This window comes from Lysinibacillus sp. 1 U-2021 (genome assembly GCF_029916965.1).
GTDB lineage: Bacteria > Bacillota > Bacilli > Bacillales_A > Planococcaceae > Lysinibacillus > Lysinibacillus capsici.
On the sequence record NZ_CP123966.1, the window covers coordinates 3,322,626 to 3,340,443 of the forward strand.

The window sequence follows — 17,818 nt, forward strand, 5'->3', positions numbered from 1 at the left end:
AAAGAAAGGGTTGATATAGATGGAGACTAAATGGTCTAAAGTAATCATACACGCAAGTGCATTTTTTGCGCCATGGTTAGTGCCCATTATTTTCTTTTTAATTAGTTCGGATGAGGAAGTAAAGGCAATTTCTATTCAAGCACTGCTATTCCAAATTGTCATGGGTGTTTTAATTGCTATCTCTGTTGGTTTAAGCTTTGTCCTTATTGGCTTACCATTTTTAATCATTTTCGGCATTATGGTATTTGTGGTACCGATCATCGGTATCGTAAAAGCATTGTCTGATGAACCTTGGCGTTATCCAATTGTTGGTCGCTGGGTATAATTTTCATAGACGCAAGTATATGCTAGTTGCATATGCTTGCGTTTTTTCTATGACGAATAAGGGTACATTAGGTGTATAAGGAAATTATTAAACCGTAAACAAATAATCGAAAAAGGGCTCTTTTCGGCTCTTAAAAAGCCTTTTTCAAGACTTTCCACTTTTCTATGGGCGAAATCATTGCAATTTTTTTCAAGCGTTTTGTATAATATACTCAAAGAAAGTCAAAGATAGTCAAAGTCAGTGAAGCAAGCGAGGTGTATTCCTAAAATGCGTAATATATCAGACATCATAGAGGGTTACTTAAAGCAAGTACTTGAATTAGGTGGAGAAGGGCATATTGAAATTAAACGTAGTGAAATCGCTGATAAATTTCAATGTGTACCATCACAAATAAATTATGTTATTAATACAAGATTTACTGCCGAGCGGGGTTACCTTGTTGAGAGCAAACGTGGTGGTGGTGGATACATTCGAATTTTACGTGTCCGCGCGAATTCACAGATTGATTTAATCGACGATGTTCTCAGGCAAATTGAAGGTGGGGCATCACAAACAATGGCAGAAGATTTGGTTTATCGACTCATTGATGAGCAGGTAATTTCCAAGCGAGAAGCGAAATTAATGTTAGCAGCAATTGATCGCTCCACGATCGACTTGCATCTCCCATTAAGAGATGTCATTCGATCAAAAATATTGCGAGCAATGCTGACAACAATAAAATACGAACAACAAAAATAGTGAGGTGATGGAAATGATATGCGAACATTGTAAACAACGTAATGCGACAGTTACAGTAACACAAGTTCAAAGTGGGCAAAAAGTAGAGCATCATTATTGTGACGTCTGCGCCTCACAATTCCATCCATTTCATGCAGAGTTTAAACAAGAGCCAGTATCTATTCAACAGTTATTGTCTAACTGGTTTGGCTCTCCTACATGGCAAAAGGTGGGGGAAAAACAACAGGTACAACCACAACAGCAAACATGCCCACAATGTGGATTTTCGTATAAGCAATTTTTAAAAGAAGGAAAATTCGGGTGCCCAAGCTGTTATGACACATTTGGAGATCATTTGCCAAAGCTTTTTAATCGTATTCAGGCAGGTCCACAACACATTGGAAAAATGCCTGGTGCTCGCAGTAATGTGTATGTTATTAAAAAGCAAATAGAAGATATCCGCAAGCGTATGAAATCCGCCGTAGATGAAGAACAGTTTGAAGAAGCGGCGAAGCTACGTGATGAAGTCAAAGAGCTAGAGAAGCATCTACAATTTGAAGGTGGTGATGTGACATGATGATTGAATCGTTTTTAGAGCGTGCGACACCAACTTGGATGCATATCAAAGATGATTACTCAGATATCGTCATTAGTACACGGATCCGCCTTGCACGAAATTTAGATGGCTATCGTTTTCCATTAGCGTTTTCAGAAAATGAGGCACTGCAAGTGGAACAGGCCGTTACACATGCAATCAGCGATAGCCCAACTCTTCAAAATGATTATGCTTATTTTGCTATAAAGGATTTAACCCCTTTACAGCGTCAAATTCTTGTAGAAAAGCATTTGATTAGCCCGCAACTGGCTAAAAAAGAGCAAGTGGGCTCTATACTACTCTCTGAAGACGAATCCGTTAGCATTATGGTGAATGAAGAGGATCATTTACGCATTCAATGTATGACAGCAAGTTTTCAACTTCAAAGTGCCTATGAACAAGCAAATAAGATTGATCGTATCCTAGAGAAAGTATTACCGTATGCTTTTCGAGATACTTTTGGTTATTTAACAAGCTGTCCAACGAATATTGGTACGGGTCTACGAGCATCCGTCATGATGCATTTACCCGCCCTTACATTAACTGGGCAAATGAATCAAATTATAAATGCCATGACACGCTTAGGAATGACTGTAAGAGGTATATATGGTGAAGGAAGCGAAAATTTAGGGAATGTTTATCAAGTGTCTAACCAAATTACACTTGGGAAGACAGAGGAAGATATTTTAGCAGATATACAAAGTGTCGCCGAAAAGATTATTCAAAAAGAGCGGCATGCAAGAGGTAAATTAATGGAAAAGGCAGAGCTTGCGCTAGAAGATCGCGTATATCGAGCTTTAGGCACCCTTACACATGCAAGAATTTTAACAAGTGAGGAAGCTGCTACTTGCCTATCTAATGTTCGTTTAGGAGTAGATTTACAATTGATTGATGGTATACAAGCAACGACTTTAAATGAATGTGTTGTTAGTATGCAACCAGGTTTTTTACAGCACTATGCAGGTGAGGCATTACCACCTGCTGAACGGGATCGTGTACGAGCGGAGATGCTTCGTGAGACATTATCTCAAGAACATGCGAATAAGCCTATAAATGGGGAAAAAGGAGAGGATTTATATGATGTTTAATCGTTTTACACAACGCGCGCAAAAAGTATTACAGCTTGCTCAGGAAGAGGCTATTCGTTGGAAGCACGAATCTATCGGTACAGAGCATATTCTATTAGGGCTTATACGTGAAGGCGGCGGTATTGCTGCGAAAGCGTTAGAAGCCATTGATATTAGTCCTCAAATGATTGAAGCTGGCATTGAAGAATTAGTGGGTAAGGGCAAAGAAGATGTCGGTCCAATCGTTCATTATACGCCAAGAGCTAAAAAGGTAATTGAATTATCTGTTGATGAGTCACGTAAATTAGGTCACTCCTATATCGGCACAGAGCATTTATTATTGGCGCTTATACGTGAGGGTGAGGGCGTGGCAGCTCGCGTTTTAAACAATGCGGGAGTCGGTTTAAATAAAGCTCGCCAGCAAGTATTATTGCTATTAGGTAATAATGATAATGCACAATCTGGCCAACAAGCAGCTCAAGCTGCCAATACACCTACATTAGATAGCCTAGCACGTGATTTAACCCAAATTGCACGTGAAGGTACATTAGACCCTGTTATTGGTCGAAGCAAGGAAATTACACGAGTTATTGAAGTTTTATCGCGTCGTACGAAAAATAACCCTGTATTGATTGGTGAGCCAGGTGTTGGTAAAACAGCGATTGCTGAAGGATTGGCACAGCAAATTATTAATAACGAAGTGCCAGAAATCCTTCGTGACAAACGTGTAATGACACTAGATATGGGGACAGTTGTGGCAGGTACAAAATATCGTGGAGAATTTGAAGATCGTTTGAAAAAAGTGATGGATGAAATTCGCCAAGCAGGCAACATCATTTTATTTATTGACGAATTGCATACATTAATTGGTGCGGGTGGTGCTGAAGGTGCGATTGATGCATCAAATATCTTAAAACCATCTTTAGCACGTGGGGAGCTTCAATGTATTGGTGCCACAACACTTGATGAGTACCGCAAGTACATTGAAAAGGATGCAGCCTTAGAGCGTCGTTTCCAACCAATCCAAGTGGATGAGCCGACAGTGGAAGAGGCTATTCTAATTATTCAAGGCTTACGCGATCGTTATGAAGCGCATCACCGTGTGAAAATTACAGATGAAGCGATTGAAGCAGCGGCAAAAATGAGTGATAGATATATTTCTGATCGATTCTTACCAGATAAAGCGATTGACTTAATCGATGAAGCAGGTTCTAAAGTACGCTTACGCTCATTCGCAGTACCACCAAACTTAAAGGCGCTTGAGGATAAGCTTGAAAATGTTCGTTCTGAAAAAAATGCAGCCGTATCAGGTCAAGAATTTGAAAAGGCAGCAGCGCTAAGAGATACAGAGCAAAAGCTGAAGGATGAAATTGAAGCTACTCGAAAAAATTGGAAAGAAGAGCAAGGTAAAGCCGAATCTAAAGTGACTGTGGATGATGTAGCAGCAGTTGTCTCAATGTGGACAGGAATCCCAGTAGCTAAAATTGCTTCTGAAGAATCTTCGAAGTTATTACAGCTTGAAGAAGAGTTACACAAACGTGTAGTAGGGCAAGGAGAAGCAGTAGAAGCGATTTCTCGTGCAATACGTCGTGCAAGAGCAGGCTTAAAAGATCCAAAACGACCAATTGGTTCATTTATCTTCTTAGGACCTACAGGCGTTGGTAAAACAGAGCTTGCAAGAGCACTTGCTGAAGTAATGTTTGGCGATGAGGATGCGATGATTCGTGTTGATATGTCCGAGTATATGGAGAAACATTCGACTTCTCGTTTGGTAGGTTCACCTCCAGGCTATGTAGGCTTCGATGATGGTGGCCAACTGACAGAGAAAGTTCGCCGTAAGCCATATTCAGTCGTTTTATTAGATGAAATTGAAAAGGCACACCCTGATGTATTCAATATTCTATTGCAGGTGCTTGAAGATGGTCGTTTAACAGACTCTAAGGGACGTGTAGTAGACTTCCGCAATACAGTGGTCATTATGACTTCAAACGTTGGTGCGGATGCATTAAAATACCAAAAGAGCCTTGGTTTTAATGTAGGCGGTGCAGAGTCTAAACATAAAGACATGAAGGGTACGATGTTAGAAGAATTGAAAAAAGCATTCCGTCCAGAATTCTTAAACCGTATCGATGAAATGATTGTCTTCCACGCATTAGAAAAAGAGCACTTAAAAGAAATCATTGCAATGATGGGCAATGCTTTAACAAAACGCTTGAAAGAGCAAGACATTTCGTTAGAGCTGACTGACGCAGCACTTGAAAAAATTGCTGAAGAAGGCTATGACCCTCAATATGGTGCTCGTCCACTACGTCGTGCATTACAAAAACAAGTAGAGGATCGATTATCAGAAGAATTACTAAAAGGTAATGTAGAAAAGGGTAATCAGGTTGTCATTGATTACGTAAACGATGAGTTTGTTGTAAAGAAAAAAGAGGGAGTATCCATCTCTAAATAATTTCAAGGAAAGACAGTAAGGCTTTAAGTGCCAAGCTGTCTTTTTTTCTGTACAATTAAGGATAAGAACAAATATTCGAGGTGAAAGCAATTTGGCAAAGAAAAAAACGAAATTTGTATGTTCAGGCTGTGGCTATGAATCTGCTAAATGGATGGGAAGATGCCCTGGGTGTGGTGAATGGAATAAAATGGTGGAAGAAGTAGAAATGGTTGCTAAAGGTCCACGTGGAGCTTTTCAACATTCTGCTACAGTTACTCAAAAGGCAATCCCGATTAACCAAGTGGAAGCTACTGAAGAATCGCGTGTAGCAACAGAAATGGGCGAACTCAATCGCGTATTAGGCGGTGGCATTGTACCTGGTTCTCTAGTATTAATTGGGGGCGATCCTGGAATAGGGAAATCAACATTACTATTACAGGTCTCCGCATTACTCTCGAATAAAGGGCATCGCGTACTTTATATATCTGGAGAGGAATCTATTCGTCAAACGAAATTACGAGCAGAGCGTTTAGGAGTGATTTCTCAAGAGCTTTACATATACTCCGAAACAAACCTAGAGTTTTTAAACCAAACTATTGATGAAGTACAACCTAAATTTGTCATTGTCGATTCCATACAAACCGTCTTTCATCCAGAAGTAACAAGCGCCCCAGGTAGTGTCTCACAGGTTCGTGAATGTACAGCTGAGCTGATGCGAATCGCTAAAACAAAAGGCATTGCTATTTTTCTAGTAGGACATGTCACAAAAGAGGGACAAATTGCAGGGCCACGTATTTTAGAGCATATGGTGGATACTGTACTGTACTTTGAAGGGGAGAGACATCATAATCATCGTATTTTAAGAAGCCAAAAAAACCGATTCGGATCTACAAATGAAATTGCTATATTTGAAATGCTTCAAGGTGGGTTAAAGGAAGTGCTAAACCCTTCTGAGTTATTTTTACAGGAGCGGTCACAAGGTGCGGCGGGGTCAACTATTGTAGCCTCAATGGAGGGGACAAGGCCAATTCTTGTTGAAATTCAATCCTTAGTTACGCCTACAAGCTTTAACTATCCTAAACGTATGGCCACAGGTGTCGATCAAAATCGAGTACAATTGCTAATGGCTGTACTAGAAAAGCGTATGGGTCTCATGCTACAAGCTCAGGATGCATATATTAAAGTTGCTGGTGGTGTCAAGCTGGATGAGCCAGCAATAGATTTAGCGGTGTTGACAAGCATTGTATCTAGTTTTAAGGATCAGGCAGTGCGTGCAACGGATTGCTTTATTGGTGAGGTCGGACTGACAGGTGAGGTCCGTCGGGTATCACGTATAGAACAGCGAGTCATTGAAGCGGCGAAGCTTGGATTTAAAAGAGCTTTCATTCCTTCTTCGAATATTGGTGGTTGGGAATTTCCGCAGGGAATTGAAATTGTTGGTGTAGAAACGATTAAAGATGCACTAAATGCATGCTTTAGAGAGTTATAAAGGAGGTTGTGCATGTTGGATATTATTCTGACATGCATTTTCCTTCATTTTTAATGCTAATATCGGAAACTCATATAAAAGAATAAACGTCCTAAATAATAGCTGATGAATGAATAAAGGATTTCATCTAGTACGAACAAAATAGAAGTTTGTAAAATTTTGTATAACTATCTTATCCTTGTTTCACAACATCAAAAATAATGAGATTTTGACTGAGCTCATGAAAGATTTTCTACCGTAAACTATGTATAATCTTAACTAACAATTAGGAGGTGACAGCTTGTGAAAAAATTTGTTCAAATTGCGTTTTTACTGATTGGAGGAGCATTGGGCCTTGTTTTCTTACCGCCATTATACGAATTGCTTCATTTATCATCTAATCCTTGGCTAGATAATCCTTATGTATCAGTAGCTCTAGGCGCACTTTTACTGTTTACACTATCTTTTGCATTTTCCGATTACTTTGTAAGGCTCATTAGCTGGATGGAAGAAGTTCTGTTTAAGGTTCCTATCGGAGATTTATTATTTGGAACGTTTGGTTTAATAATTGGGTTGATTGTCGCTTACTTTTTAGGCTTTGCTATTGATAGTGTAAAATTCCCTGTTATTACGGAAGTCCTCCCTATTATCCTGTCATTTGTATTAGGCTATTTAGGGTTCCGTCTAGGTTTTAGAAAAAGAGATGAGCTCATACAGCTTTTTACATTACGTAGTACCAATACGAAGAAAAAAGCTGCTGAAGGTGCTGAAGCTCAGGAGGTTCGTGGAAGCTACAAACTGCTAGATACAAGTGTAATTATCGATGGTCGAATTGCTGATATTTCTGAAACAGGCTTCATTGAGGGTATATTAGTTGTACCTCAATTTGTGCTCACAGAGCTTCAGCATATAGCTGATTCTTCCGATACCTTAAAGCGCACAAGAGGTCGGCGTGGTTTAGATATTTTAAAAAAATTACAAGATGAGCGTAAGACAAAAGTTGAAATTACGGACGAGGATTTTGAAGATGTACAAGAGGTAGATTTAAAGCTTGTTCGTCTTGCAAAAAAAATGGGCAATGATACATGCATTGTTACGAACGATTTTAACCTGAATAAAGTCTGTGAGCTCCATCATGTAAAAGTGTTAAATATCAATGATTTAGCGAATGCAGTGAAACCTGTAGTTATACCAGGTGAAGATATGCAGGTTGTGGTTATAAAGGATGGTAAAGAGCATAACCAAGGAGTTGCCTATTTAGATGATGGTACGATGATTGTGGTTGAAGGTGGTCGTAGTTATATCGGACAGGCAATTACAGTTACAGTTACTAGTGTGCTGCAAACATCGGCAGGTCGTATGATATTTGCTAAGCCGAAGGACGATTAGGATGTGGGAAAATGCAATATGAAGTGGTTCTACCTGCTGCCGGAAGTGGGAAGCGTATGGGTGCAGGGCAAAATAAATTATTTTTAAAGCTTTTAGAGAAACCTATTCTGGTACACACGCTAGAAGTGTTTCAACATGATCCCGCTTGCACAGGTATTTGGCTCGCTGTAAAACCAGAAGAACGTGGATTTATTCAAAAAATGCTAGAAGACTATAGAATTACCAAAGTGAAGGGTTTACCTGATGGGGGTGCTGAGCGACAGCATTCGGTTCATTCGTGCATGAAAGAGATGCAACAGGTAGATATTGTGCTTGTCCATGACGCAGCTCGCCCGTTTATTACGCATGATATCATTGCAAAGCTTGTACAGAACGCGCATCATCACGGTGCAGCAATTGCAGGGGTTCGTGCGAAAGATACGATGAAAAAAGTATCAATGAATGGCATTATAGAGGAAACGGTTGATCGAGAAAGCCTTTGGATGGTGCAAACTCCACAAGCATTCCGTTTTGAATTAATTATGGAAGCAGAGGACGTAGCTGAAAAAGTAGGCTTTCTTGGGACAGATGAGGCAATGCTAATGGAGCGTCTCGGACATCAGGTACACATCGTAGAAAGTAGTTATGAAAATGTAAAAATGACAACACAAGAAGACTTAGTATTTGGTGAGGCAATCTTGCGTAAGCGTGGCTCATACAATCATTAAGAAATATTATTTATGAGGCTATTCATTCGTAGTTTTTTGAGAATGGATAGTCTTTTTTATTTGTTTTGGTTGGGGAAAATTGTATGGTCACAATGCCAAATCTGTTCATCCATATATGTATGATACTAATGACATTTTGCTAGTCGAATTAGAAGCGAAGGCTTAGGAAGAGAATAAAAAGTTGGAATAGCTCCAATAAAGTGGGTTTATCCATTTGTGATCGTTTTACGTGTAAAATGAAATAGTGGATATATGATTAATAAGGTAATAGAATAGATGAAAAGATGTGAGGGGTGTTTATTGTGTCATTAAATGATTGGTTAAATCAAAAGGTTCCAGAAATTACAGGTTCATTAACTAGTATAAATAAACAGTACATCGACGTTGACAACTCAATAGGCTTTGATGGACGGGATCGGGTTATAAAAATAATCGATAATTTCCATGAGGTGCTGTTTCCTGGCATTTATATGAAAAGACCTATTGATGAAACAAGGGTGAACGTAGTTTGCAGTAATAAGCTGCGTGAAACAGCATTAGATTTGCGGGATATTATCGAAAAAGTATTATTTTATAATATGGAGGACAGTGATCCTGCCAATTGCGAGAAGTATTGCCGTGAACAAGCAGACAAAATTGTTATGAATTTGATTAATCGATTTCCTGCCATTCGCCAAGTGCTACAAACAGATATTCAAGCGGCGTATAATGGTGACCCAGCAGCTCTTTCCACAGAGGAAATTTTGCTAAGCTATCCATCTATTGTGGCTATTTATATTCATCGCATCGCACATGAATTATACGAAATGGGCGTACAAATTGTGCCTCGAATTATGTCAGAATATGCGCACCGATTAACGGGTATCGATATTCATCCAGGGGCTACAATAGGAGAATCATTCTTTATTGACCACGGAACAGGTGTCGTTATCGGTGAAACTTGTACTATCGGTAAGAATGTAAAAATTTATCAAGGTGTAACATTAGGGGCACTAAGCTTCCCATTAGATGAAAATGGTAATCCAATTAAGGGCATTAAGCGTCATCCAAATATTGCTGACAATGTTGTCATTTATGCTGGTGCTACTATTTTAGGGGGCGAGACGACGATTGGGCACGATTCCGTCTTAGGGAGTAATATTTGGCTAACACACTCTGTTCCCCCTTATTCACGTGTCTATAATTCACAGCCATCTCCGAATATTAGCAACAGTCAAATGAAAAATATAGAGTATCATATTTAAAGAATGTGGGGCAGTCTAGAGAGTGAAGCTTTCTAAACTGCCCATTACTGCTATAGGAGGATAATTATTAAAGCGCTTTTCAAACAACCTAGGACAAATTTTGATATGATAATGTTAAATATTAATTAAAGGAAGATGAATATGTTTCGAATTGGACAAGGTTTTGACGTACATGCATTTGAAGAAGGTCGTCCATTAATTATTGGTGGCATTACCATTCCGCATGAAAAAGGACTAGTAGGACATTCAGATGCGGATGTTCTCTTACACACTGTCACAGATGCAGCTCTAGGAGCAATTGGAGAAGGAGATATTGGCCGTCATTTTCCAGATACAGACCCTGCATTTAAGGACGCAGACTCAGCAAAATTATTAGCGTACATTTGGAAGATTGTTGAGGATAAGGGTTATTCTCTAGGGAATGTCGATTGTACCATTATGGCACAGCGTCCTAAAATGGCCCCCTATATTGGACAGATGCAACAACGTATCGCTGAATTATTACATGCAGAGCCTTCACAGGTAAATGTTAAAGCAACTACAACTGAACGATTAGGTTTTACAGGTCGCGAGGAAGGTATTGCGGCAATGGCAACAATTCTATTGATCAAGAAATAAATGTGGATGAACCCCGCTTTTATTTCCTGTAACAGAGTGGTAAAATGAACAAAGTCAATTTTTGATCGAAAATTTAGGAGGCTTTTAATTATGACGAAAGAAGTTCGCGTTCGTTACGCGCCATCTCCAACAGGTTATTTACATATCGGTGGAGCGCGTACAGCATTATTCAATTATTTATATGCAAAACATCATAACGGTAAATTCATTGTACGTATTGAAGATACGGATATTGAACGTAATGTAGAGGGCGGAGAAGCATCTCAGCTAGATAACCTAAAATGGTTAGGTATTGAATATGATGAGTCCATTGATATTGGTGGACCTTATGCGCCTTATCGTCAAATGGAACGTCTTGATATTTATAAAGAACACGCTGAAAAACTATTAGAGCAAGGTGTAGCCTATAAGTGTTTCTGTTCTTCTGAAAAGCTTGAAGCATCTCGTGAAGAACAAAAAGCAAGAGGTGTAGCTGCTCCTACTTATGATGGTACATGTCGCCACTTATCAGCAGATGAAATCACTGCTAAAGAAGCAGCAGGTGAGCCATACACAATCCGTATGCGTGTACCTGAAAATGTAACATATGAATTTGAAGATTTAGTTCGTGGACAAGTTACATTTGAGTCTAAAGATATTGGTGATTGGGTACTTGTAAAAGCAAATGGTATTCCAACATATAACTATGCAGTTGTTTTAGATGATCACTTTATGGAAATCTCTCACGTTTTCCGCGGTGAGGAGCATTTATCAAATACACCAAAGCAAATGATGATTTTTGATGCATTTGGTTGGGAATATCCACGCTTTGGTCATATGACCTTAATTATTAACGAAAACCGTAAAAAACTATCTAAGCGTGATGAATCGATTATTCAATTTGTTACGCAATATAAAGATTTAGGTTATCTTCCTGAAGCGATGTTTAACTTCTTTGCGCTACTTGGTTGGTCTCCAGAGGGAGAAGAAGAGATTTTCTCAAAAGAAGAATTTATCAAAATGTTTGATGAAAAACGTCTTTCAAAATCACCATCTATGTTTGATAAACAAAAGCTAACATGGATGAATAATCAATATATTAAAAAATTGTCTTTGGAAGAAGTGGTAGCATTATCTTTACCACACCTACAAAAAGCAGGCTTATTACCTGAAGAGCTTACTGCAGAGCAACATGCTTGGGCGACGGATTTAATCGCGCTTTATCACGACCAAATGAGCTTTGGTGCAGAAATTGTCGAATTATCTAGCCTATTCTTTAACGACCATATTGAATATGATGAAGAAGCAAAAGAGGTTTTAGCAGGAGAGCAAGTACCTGAAGTAATGGCGGCATTTAAAGCACAATTGGAAGAGCTAGAAGAGTTTACACCAGATGCAGTAAAAGCTGCGATTAAAGCTGTACAAAAGACAACTGGTCATAAAGGTAAAAATCTGTTCATGCCAATCCGTGTTGTAACAACAGGTGAAACACATGGGCCAGAGTTGCCGAACGCCATTTGTTTAATTGGTAAAGAGAAAGCAATTGACCGTGTAGAAAAATTTGCACAATAAAGATAAATTTATTGACAATTCATTCGTTCGTTGTAAAATGTATTTACATTGAAAAAGCGTTGATAAGGAGAAGTAAGTGGCGCATGCTCTTAAGAGAGGACCATCATCGGCTGAAAGTGGTCTGAGCCTAGGCAAAACTGAAATGCACCTTTGAGCATAAAGCTGAACGAGAGTAGGCTTTATCGAGTCATCCCCGTTAATGGATGTCCAAAGTGGAAGGCTTTTTGTCTTCAATCAGAGTGGAACCACGCAAATCGAGCGTCTCTGTCATTCCTTTTAGGAGTGATAGGGGCGCTTTTTTATTCAACAGAAAAGGAGAGTGAAATACAATGGGTATTCAAATTTTTAACTCATTAACACGACAAAAAGAAACCTTTGTACCGCTAGAAGAGGGCAAGGTAAAAATGTATGTCTGCGGTCCTACGGTTTATAACTATATCCATATTGGGAATTCACGCCCTGTAATTGTTTATGATACAGTACGTCGTTATTTTCAGTATAAAGGCTATGATGTAAAGTTTGTTTCCAATTTTACGGATGTAGACGATAAAATTATTAAAGCAGCAAACGAGCTAGGTGAAGAAGTGCATGAATTAACTGAGCGTTTTATTGCAGCCTATTTTGAAGATGTTACAGCACTGGGATGCAAAAAAGCGGATGTTCATCCACGCGTGACAGAGCATATGAACGATATCATTCAATTTATTCAAGTGCTAATTGAAAAGGGCTACGCTTATGAGTCTGCTGGAGATGTGTATTACCGTACTCGTAAATTTGATGGCTACGGTAAATTATCACACCAATCAGTTGACGATTTAAAAATCGGTGCTCGTATTGAAGCGGGCGAGAAAAAAGATGATGCGCTAGATTTTGCTTTATGGAAAGCTGCTAAGCCAGGTGAGATATTCTGGGAAAGCCCATGGGGAGATGGTCGTCCAGGGTGGCATATTGAGTGTTCTGTAATGGCTCGTGAACATTTAGGAGATACTATTGATATTCATGCTGGTGGGCAGGATTTAACTTTCCCTCACCACGAAAATGAAATTGCTCAATCAGAGGCACACAATGATAAAACATTTGCGCGTTATTGGATGCATAACGGGTATATTAATATTGATAATGAAAAGATGTCCAAATCTCTTGGGAATTTCATTCTTGTGAATGATATCCGTAAACAAATTGACCCGCAGATATTACGTTTCTTCATGTTATCTGTCCATTATCGTCATCCAATTAACTTTGCGAAGGACCTAGTAGAAGCTGCTGCGTCAGGTTTAGAGCGCATTCGTACAGCATACAACAATGCGAAGCATCGCCTTACGACTACTGTAAGCTTAGGTGATCATTCAGAAGAATGGCTGAACAAAATTGCGGAACAAAAAGCGCATTTTGAAGAGGCAATGGATGATGATTTTAATACAGCCAACGCTATTTCTGTATTATTTGAAGTAGCTCGTATTGCTAATATTTACTTAAATGAAGCCAATACTTGCAAGAAGGTATTAGAAACCTTTATTGAAACCTTTGAAGTATTAGGTGACGTCTTAGGTATTGAATTTGCAAAAGAAGAAGAACTATTAGACGAAGAAATTGAAGCATTACTACAAGAGCGCGTCGAGGCACGTAAAAATCGTGATTTTGCTCGATCTGATGAAATCCGTGACCATTTGCAAGCCCAAGGTATCATTTTAGAAGATACACGACAAGGAACTAGATGGAAACGAGGGTAATTAAGTTGGATAAACTTCGCAATGAAGATGTTAAACAATTAAAAGCGCTGGCGTTAGCCTATATGGGTGATGCCGTATTGGAACAAAAGGTCCGAGAATACTTGCTACGCTCTGGTCGTGTTAAACCTAACACACTACATCGAGAGGCAACTCGCTACGTCTCAGCAAAAGCGCAATCGATGATCGTTCATCGCATGATGGATGAAAATTATTTAACAGAGGAGGAATTGGCTGTGTTCCGTCGTGGACGCAATGCCAAATCCGGCTCTGTACCAAAAAATACGGATGTCCAAACCTATCGTAATAGCTCAGGCTTTGAGGCGGTGCTTGGTAGTTTATATTTATTGAATGAACTAGAACGCGTCTACGAAATCATTGCATATGCTATTCAAATAATCGAGGAATCAAAAGGAGTGTCTAAATAATGGCAGAACAGAATGGTGAAATTATTGCCGGTAAAAACCCAGTGTTAGAAGCACTTCGTTCAGGCCGCGATATGAATAAAGTATGGATTGCAGAAGGAGTAAAAAAGTCTGGCGTCAATGAACTGCTAGATCTAGCCCGCGAACGTGGTGTCATCGTTCAATTTGTTCCAAAAAAGAAAGTTGATCAATTAACAAGTGCTAATCATCAAGGAATCGTTGCTTCTGTTGCCGCTTATAAGTATGCTGAACTTGAGGATTTATTTGCAGCAGCAGCTCATAAACAGGAAGATCCTTTTTTCTTAATCTTAGATGAGTTAGAGGATCCTCATAATCTAGGGTCTATTATGAGAACGGCTGATGCTATAGGAGCACATGGTATTATTATTCCTAAGCGCCGATCAGTGAGTTTAACAGCGGTAGTGGCTAAGGCATCTACAGGAGCGATTGAACATGTTCCAGTTGTACGTGTAAACAATCTTGCTCAAACAATAGATGAATTAAAAGAACGCGGTATATGGATTGCAGGGACGGATGCAAAGGGATCTGCAGATTATCGAAAAATGGATGCAACATTACCATTAGCTATCATTATCGGTAGTGAAGGCAAAGGGATGGGGCGTTTATTAAAAGAAAAATGCGATTTTTTATATCACTTACCGATGGTTGGGCATGTCACATCACTGAACGCATCAGTAGCAGCGGCTTTATTAATGTACGAAGTGTATCGTAAACGTCAAGAAGCGATTGAGTAACAATGAAAAACATTTTGCTTGTTGATGGCTATAATATGATTGGATCTTGGAAAGAGCTGCGACCATTGCGTGATACGAATTTTGAGGATGCGCGAAGAAGGTTGATAGAACTCATGGCTGAATATAAAGCAGCAATGGGTTGGCGTGTAATTATTGTTTTTGACGCACATCTTGTACCAGGAGTAGAGCAATCTTATATAGAAAATGATGTAGAAGTCATTTATACACGAAAAAATGAAACAGCAGATGAACGTATTGAAAAAATGACACATGAATTAAAGGCAAGAAATGTACAAATTCATGTAGCAACTTCTGATATGGCAGAGCAAAGTGTTATATTTGGGAATGGTGCCTTAAGGAAATCGGCAAGAGAGCTAGAAATTGATACAAGTATTATCCAACATAAAATTACCCATGATGTGAAGCGGAAGCAAGAAAGTAAGCCGCCTTCTCGTATAGAATTAAAGCCAGATGTTGCGCTCGCCTTTGAAAAATGGCGACGAGGGTTGAAATGATTGATTGACGCATATTTTCCAATTCCGTTATACTGTTTCTAATTATCTGTTGTGGCTGAGGTGATACCATGTTTAAAAATAGCATTGTACAAGTGACACAAGATTTTGAACGATTCAATGATGAAGAGCTTATTGAAATGGTGCATCAAGGTAATACAGATGCGTTGGATTATTTAATTACGAAATACCGTTTGTTAGTAAGAGCGAAGGCAAGATCCTATTTTTTAATCGGAGCAGATAAGGAAGACATCGTACAAGAGGGCATGATAGGCTTATATAAAGCGATTCGTGATTTTAAAGGAGATAAGCTTGCATCATTCAGGGCTTTTGCAGAGTTATGTATTACAAGACAGATTATCACAGCTATTAAAACAGCTACTAGGCAAAAGCATATACCTCTAAATTCCTATATCTCTTTGGACAAGCCTATATTCGACGAAGAGTCAGACCGAACGCTTATGGATGTACTAACGGGTGCTATTATGGATGATCCAGAAGAATTGATGATTCATAGAGAAGAGTTTGGATATTTAGAAGAAAAGATGAGTGAGATTTTAAGTGAATTAGAGCTACAAGTTTTAGCCTTATATCTAGACGGTCAGTCTTATCATGAAATTTCCGCCAAATTAAATCGTCATGTGAAATCTATCGATAATGCATTGCAGCGGGTTAAACGTAAATTAGAACGTCATTTAGTCCTTGAGGAAATGTCTTAGCCTATATAGGCCTTTATTGACATTGACAAATATAGGTGTTAGTCTTAAAAAGACAAAGTGCCGAAAAAGGTGATTATATGGCAAAAAAAGTCGTGCTAAATTGTGAGAAATGTGGTTCGAGAAATTACACGTTCCCAGCTAAAGAAGGTTCAACTGTACGTCTCGAATTAAAGAAATTTTGCTCACACTGCAATGAACATACAATGCATAAACAAACGCTATAAAATGATATGTAAATAGACAGATTTGATTGATTCGGAGGTTAAGCTAGAATGGGCAAGATCAAAAGCTTTTTCAGCGATGTAATGTCAGAAATGCGCAAAACAAGCTGGCCGAAAAGTAAAGAACTGACGAAGTATACAGTCGTTGTAATTTCAACTGTTGTCATTATGGCTTTATTTTTTGTGTTAGTTGACTTAGGTATTTCATCATTATTCCGCTGGTACTTAGATTTATAATTTAGTAAATAGCATATTTTTGAAATAGCCCGTCCATTGCAATAACGGGTTTTTTCGTTTGTTTTATCTTCATTCAGCAGAAAACTCCATCTAAATTGGATCGATGAGATGGGTGAAGTGAAGCGCAAAGCAGTAAAATCTCCTCATTATGATAAATACTACTAGGAGAGTATGATAGTAGCGATAGATGACTATGCTAGTTTCGGTATACATCATCGAGCTTTCGCAAGCAATTAGCGAAAGCTATATTTTTCTAATGAGATGTTTGTGAAAAGAGTAAAAATGCATTGAGCGTATCGCGATTCATTTTCACTTTTATTTGTAAGGGAGGGACGGACGAGGAGTCCTAGTAGTTATGGAGAAAAATTGGTATGTTGTTCATACGTATTCAGGGTATGAAAACCGTGTAAAAGCAAACCTAGAGAAACGTGTAGAAACAATGGGAATGCAAGATAAAATCTTCCGTGTGATTGTTCCTGAGCATGAAGAAACAGAAATGAAAGATGGAAAAAAACGTACAATGATGCGTAAAGTTTTCCCTGGTTATGTGTTAGTAGAGTTAATCATGACAGATGACTCTTGGTATGTAGTTCGAAATACGCCTGGTGTTACGGGCTTTATCGGTTCATCAGGTGGAGGAGCAAAACCAACACCGTTATTACCTGAAGAAGCAGATCGTTTACTGCAACAAATGGGTATGACTGATAAAGTTGTTGAAGTGGACATTACTGTTGGTGAAGCAGTAGAAGTATTAGAAGGGCCGTTTGCTCATTTCCAAGGGCGTGTTGAAGAAATTGACACAGAAAAAGGTAAAATTAAAGTGACGGTTGATATGTTTGGTCGCGAAACGATTATGGAGCTAGATTTCGAACAAGTTCAAAAATTATAGTTCTAAGAATAGAACTTTACATGCAAATTGGTAGATGTTTCGCAGATTTTGTTAATTACTACTTGCTTAAAAAAATTAAAAGTGGTATCATTTCATAGGTCAGACTGTCATACTTTTGTTTGACGTCTGTAATGATAATTTTAATGTTATCGGCACTTAGCTGACAGACAGATATTGAGTGGGAGGGGCAACCCAATTACCACATCACGGACTTAAGG

General features: G+C 38.8%; 19 protein-coding genes and 1 other annotated feature. All 19 genes read left to right on the forward strand.

What is annotated here, in order from left to right; genetic code table 11:
* Nucleotides 1-19: 19 nt before the first annotated feature.
* The 19 genes from QH639_RS17145 to nusG all read left to right on the forward strand — a co-directional run bounded on the left by QH639_RS17145 (nt 20) and on the right by nusG (nt 17,600).
* Nucleotides 20-325: a DUF4870 domain-containing protein gene (locus tag QH639_RS17145; RefSeq protein WP_048395538.1), complete on the forward strand. Its 306-nt coding sequence runs from the start codon at nt 20-22 to the stop codon at nt 323-325.
* 267 nt (nt 326-592) lie between these two features.
* Complete coding sequence (locus QH639_RS17150; protein WP_004233573.1) at nt 593-1,063, forward strand: CtsR family transcriptional regulator; 471 nt, start codon at nt 593-595, stop codon at nt 1,061-1,063.
* Nucleotides 1,064-1,076: 13 nt separating this feature from the next.
* A complete protein-coding gene (locus QH639_RS17155) occupies nt 1,077-1,619 on the forward strand; it encodes a UvrB/UvrC motif-containing protein (RefSeq protein ID WP_004233574.1) in 543 nt (180 codons plus the stop codon).
* Nucleotides 1,616-2,725 carry a protein-arginine kinase McsB gene (gene mcsB, locus QH639_RS17160; protein WP_131521806.1) on the forward strand — a complete coding sequence of 370 codons (1,110 nt, stop codon included), beginning with the start codon at nt 1,616-1,618 and terminating at the stop codon, nt 2,723-2,725. The genes QH639_RS17155 and mcsB overlap by 4 nt, the downstream gene beginning before the upstream one ends.
* Entirely contained in the window at nt 2,715-5,159 is a 2,445-nt protein-coding gene (locus QH639_RS17165) for an ATP-dependent Clp protease ATP-binding subunit (RefSeq protein ID WP_016992144.1), read from the forward strand. The genes mcsB and QH639_RS17165 overlap by 11 nt, the downstream gene beginning before the upstream one ends.
* A 91-nt stretch (nt 5,160-5,250) precedes the next feature.
* The gene (radA, locus tag QH639_RS17170; RefSeq protein ID WP_281114854.1) at nt 5,251-6,627 is read left to right on the forward strand and encodes a DNA repair protein RadA; all 1,377 of its coding nucleotides are present in this window, start codon (nt 5,251-5,253) and stop codon (nt 6,625-6,627) included.
* A gap of 282 nt (nt 6,628-6,909) precedes the next feature.
* Nucleotides 6,910-7,995: a PIN/TRAM domain-containing protein gene (locus tag QH639_RS17175; protein WP_131521807.1), complete on the forward strand. Its 1,086-nt coding sequence runs from the start codon at nt 6,910-6,912 to the stop codon at nt 7,993-7,995.
* Nucleotides 7,996-8,006: 11 nt separating this feature from the next.
* Nucleotides 8,007-8,702, forward strand: coding sequence for a 2-C-methyl-D-erythritol 4-phosphate cytidylyltransferase (ispD, locus tag QH639_RS17180; RefSeq protein ID WP_131521808.1), 696 nt, complete (start codon nt 8,007-8,009; stop codon nt 8,700-8,702).
* Between the two features lie 302 nt (nt 8,703-9,004).
* On the forward strand, nt 9,005-9,946 hold the full coding sequence (epsC, locus tag QH639_RS17185; RefSeq protein ID WP_131521809.1) for a serine O-acetyltransferase EpsC: 942 nt from the start codon (nt 9,005-9,007) through the stop codon (nt 9,944-9,946).
* Between the two features lie 141 nt (nt 9,947-10,087).
* On the forward strand, nt 10,088-10,564 hold the full coding sequence (ispF, locus tag QH639_RS17190) for a 2-C-methyl-D-erythritol 2,4-cyclodiphosphate synthase (protein ID WP_131521810.1): 477 nt from the start codon (nt 10,088-10,090) through the stop codon (nt 10,562-10,564).
* Between the two features lie 90 nt (nt 10,565-10,654).
* The gene (gene gltX / locus QH639_RS17195; protein ID WP_131521811.1) at nt 10,655-12,115 is read left to right on the forward strand and encodes a glutamate--tRNA ligase; all 1,461 of its coding nucleotides are present in this window, start codon (nt 10,655-10,657) and stop codon (nt 12,113-12,115) included.
* Nucleotides 12,116-12,165: 50 nt separating this feature from the next.
* Nucleotides 12,166-12,384, forward strand: a binding site (T-box leader).
* A gap of 60 nt (nt 12,385-12,444) precedes the next feature.
* Nucleotides 12,445-13,845, forward strand: coding sequence for a cysteine--tRNA ligase (gene cysS, locus QH639_RS17200; RefSeq protein ID WP_131521812.1), 1,401 nt, complete (start codon nt 12,445-12,447; stop codon nt 13,843-13,845).
* Entirely contained in the window at nt 13,830-14,270 is a 441-nt protein-coding gene (locus QH639_RS17205) for a Mini-ribonuclease 3 (RefSeq protein WP_175400791.1), read from the forward strand. The genes cysS and QH639_RS17205 overlap by 16 nt, the downstream gene beginning before the upstream one ends.
* Nucleotides 14,270-15,022: a 23S rRNA (guanosine(2251)-2'-O)-methyltransferase RlmB gene (gene rlmB / locus QH639_RS17210; protein ID WP_131521813.1), complete on the forward strand. Its 753-nt coding sequence runs from the start codon at nt 14,270-14,272 to the stop codon at nt 15,020-15,022. Before QH639_RS17205 ends, rlmB begins: the two co-directional genes overlap by 1 nt.
* Nucleotides 15,023-15,024: 2 nt before the next feature.
* The gene (locus QH639_RS17215) at nt 15,025-15,537 is read left to right on the forward strand and encodes an NYN domain-containing protein (protein WP_054548958.1); all 513 of its coding nucleotides are present in this window, start codon (nt 15,025-15,027) and stop codon (nt 15,535-15,537) included.
* Between the two features lie 68 nt (nt 15,538-15,605).
* On the forward strand, nt 15,606-16,253 hold the full coding sequence (sigH, locus tag QH639_RS17220; protein ID WP_004233587.1) for an RNA polymerase sporulation sigma factor SigH: 648 nt from the start codon (nt 15,606-15,608) through the stop codon (nt 16,251-16,253).
* 77 nt (nt 16,254-16,330) lie between these two features.
* Complete coding sequence (gene rpmG, locus QH639_RS17225) at nt 16,331-16,477, forward strand: 50S ribosomal protein L33 (RefSeq protein ID WP_004233588.1); 147 nt, start codon at nt 16,331-16,333, stop codon at nt 16,475-16,477.
* A gap of 48 nt (nt 16,478-16,525) precedes the next feature.
* A complete protein-coding gene (gene secE / locus QH639_RS17230) occupies nt 16,526-16,711 on the forward strand; it encodes a preprotein translocase subunit SecE (RefSeq protein WP_004233589.1) in 186 nt (61 codons plus the stop codon).
* A gap of 355 nt (nt 16,712-17,066) precedes the next feature.
* Nucleotides 17,067-17,600, forward strand: coding sequence for a transcription termination/antitermination protein NusG (gene nusG, locus QH639_RS17235; protein WP_004233590.1), 534 nt, complete (start codon nt 17,067-17,069; stop codon nt 17,598-17,600).
* The last annotated feature ends 218 nt before the right edge of the window (nt 17,601-17,818 follow it).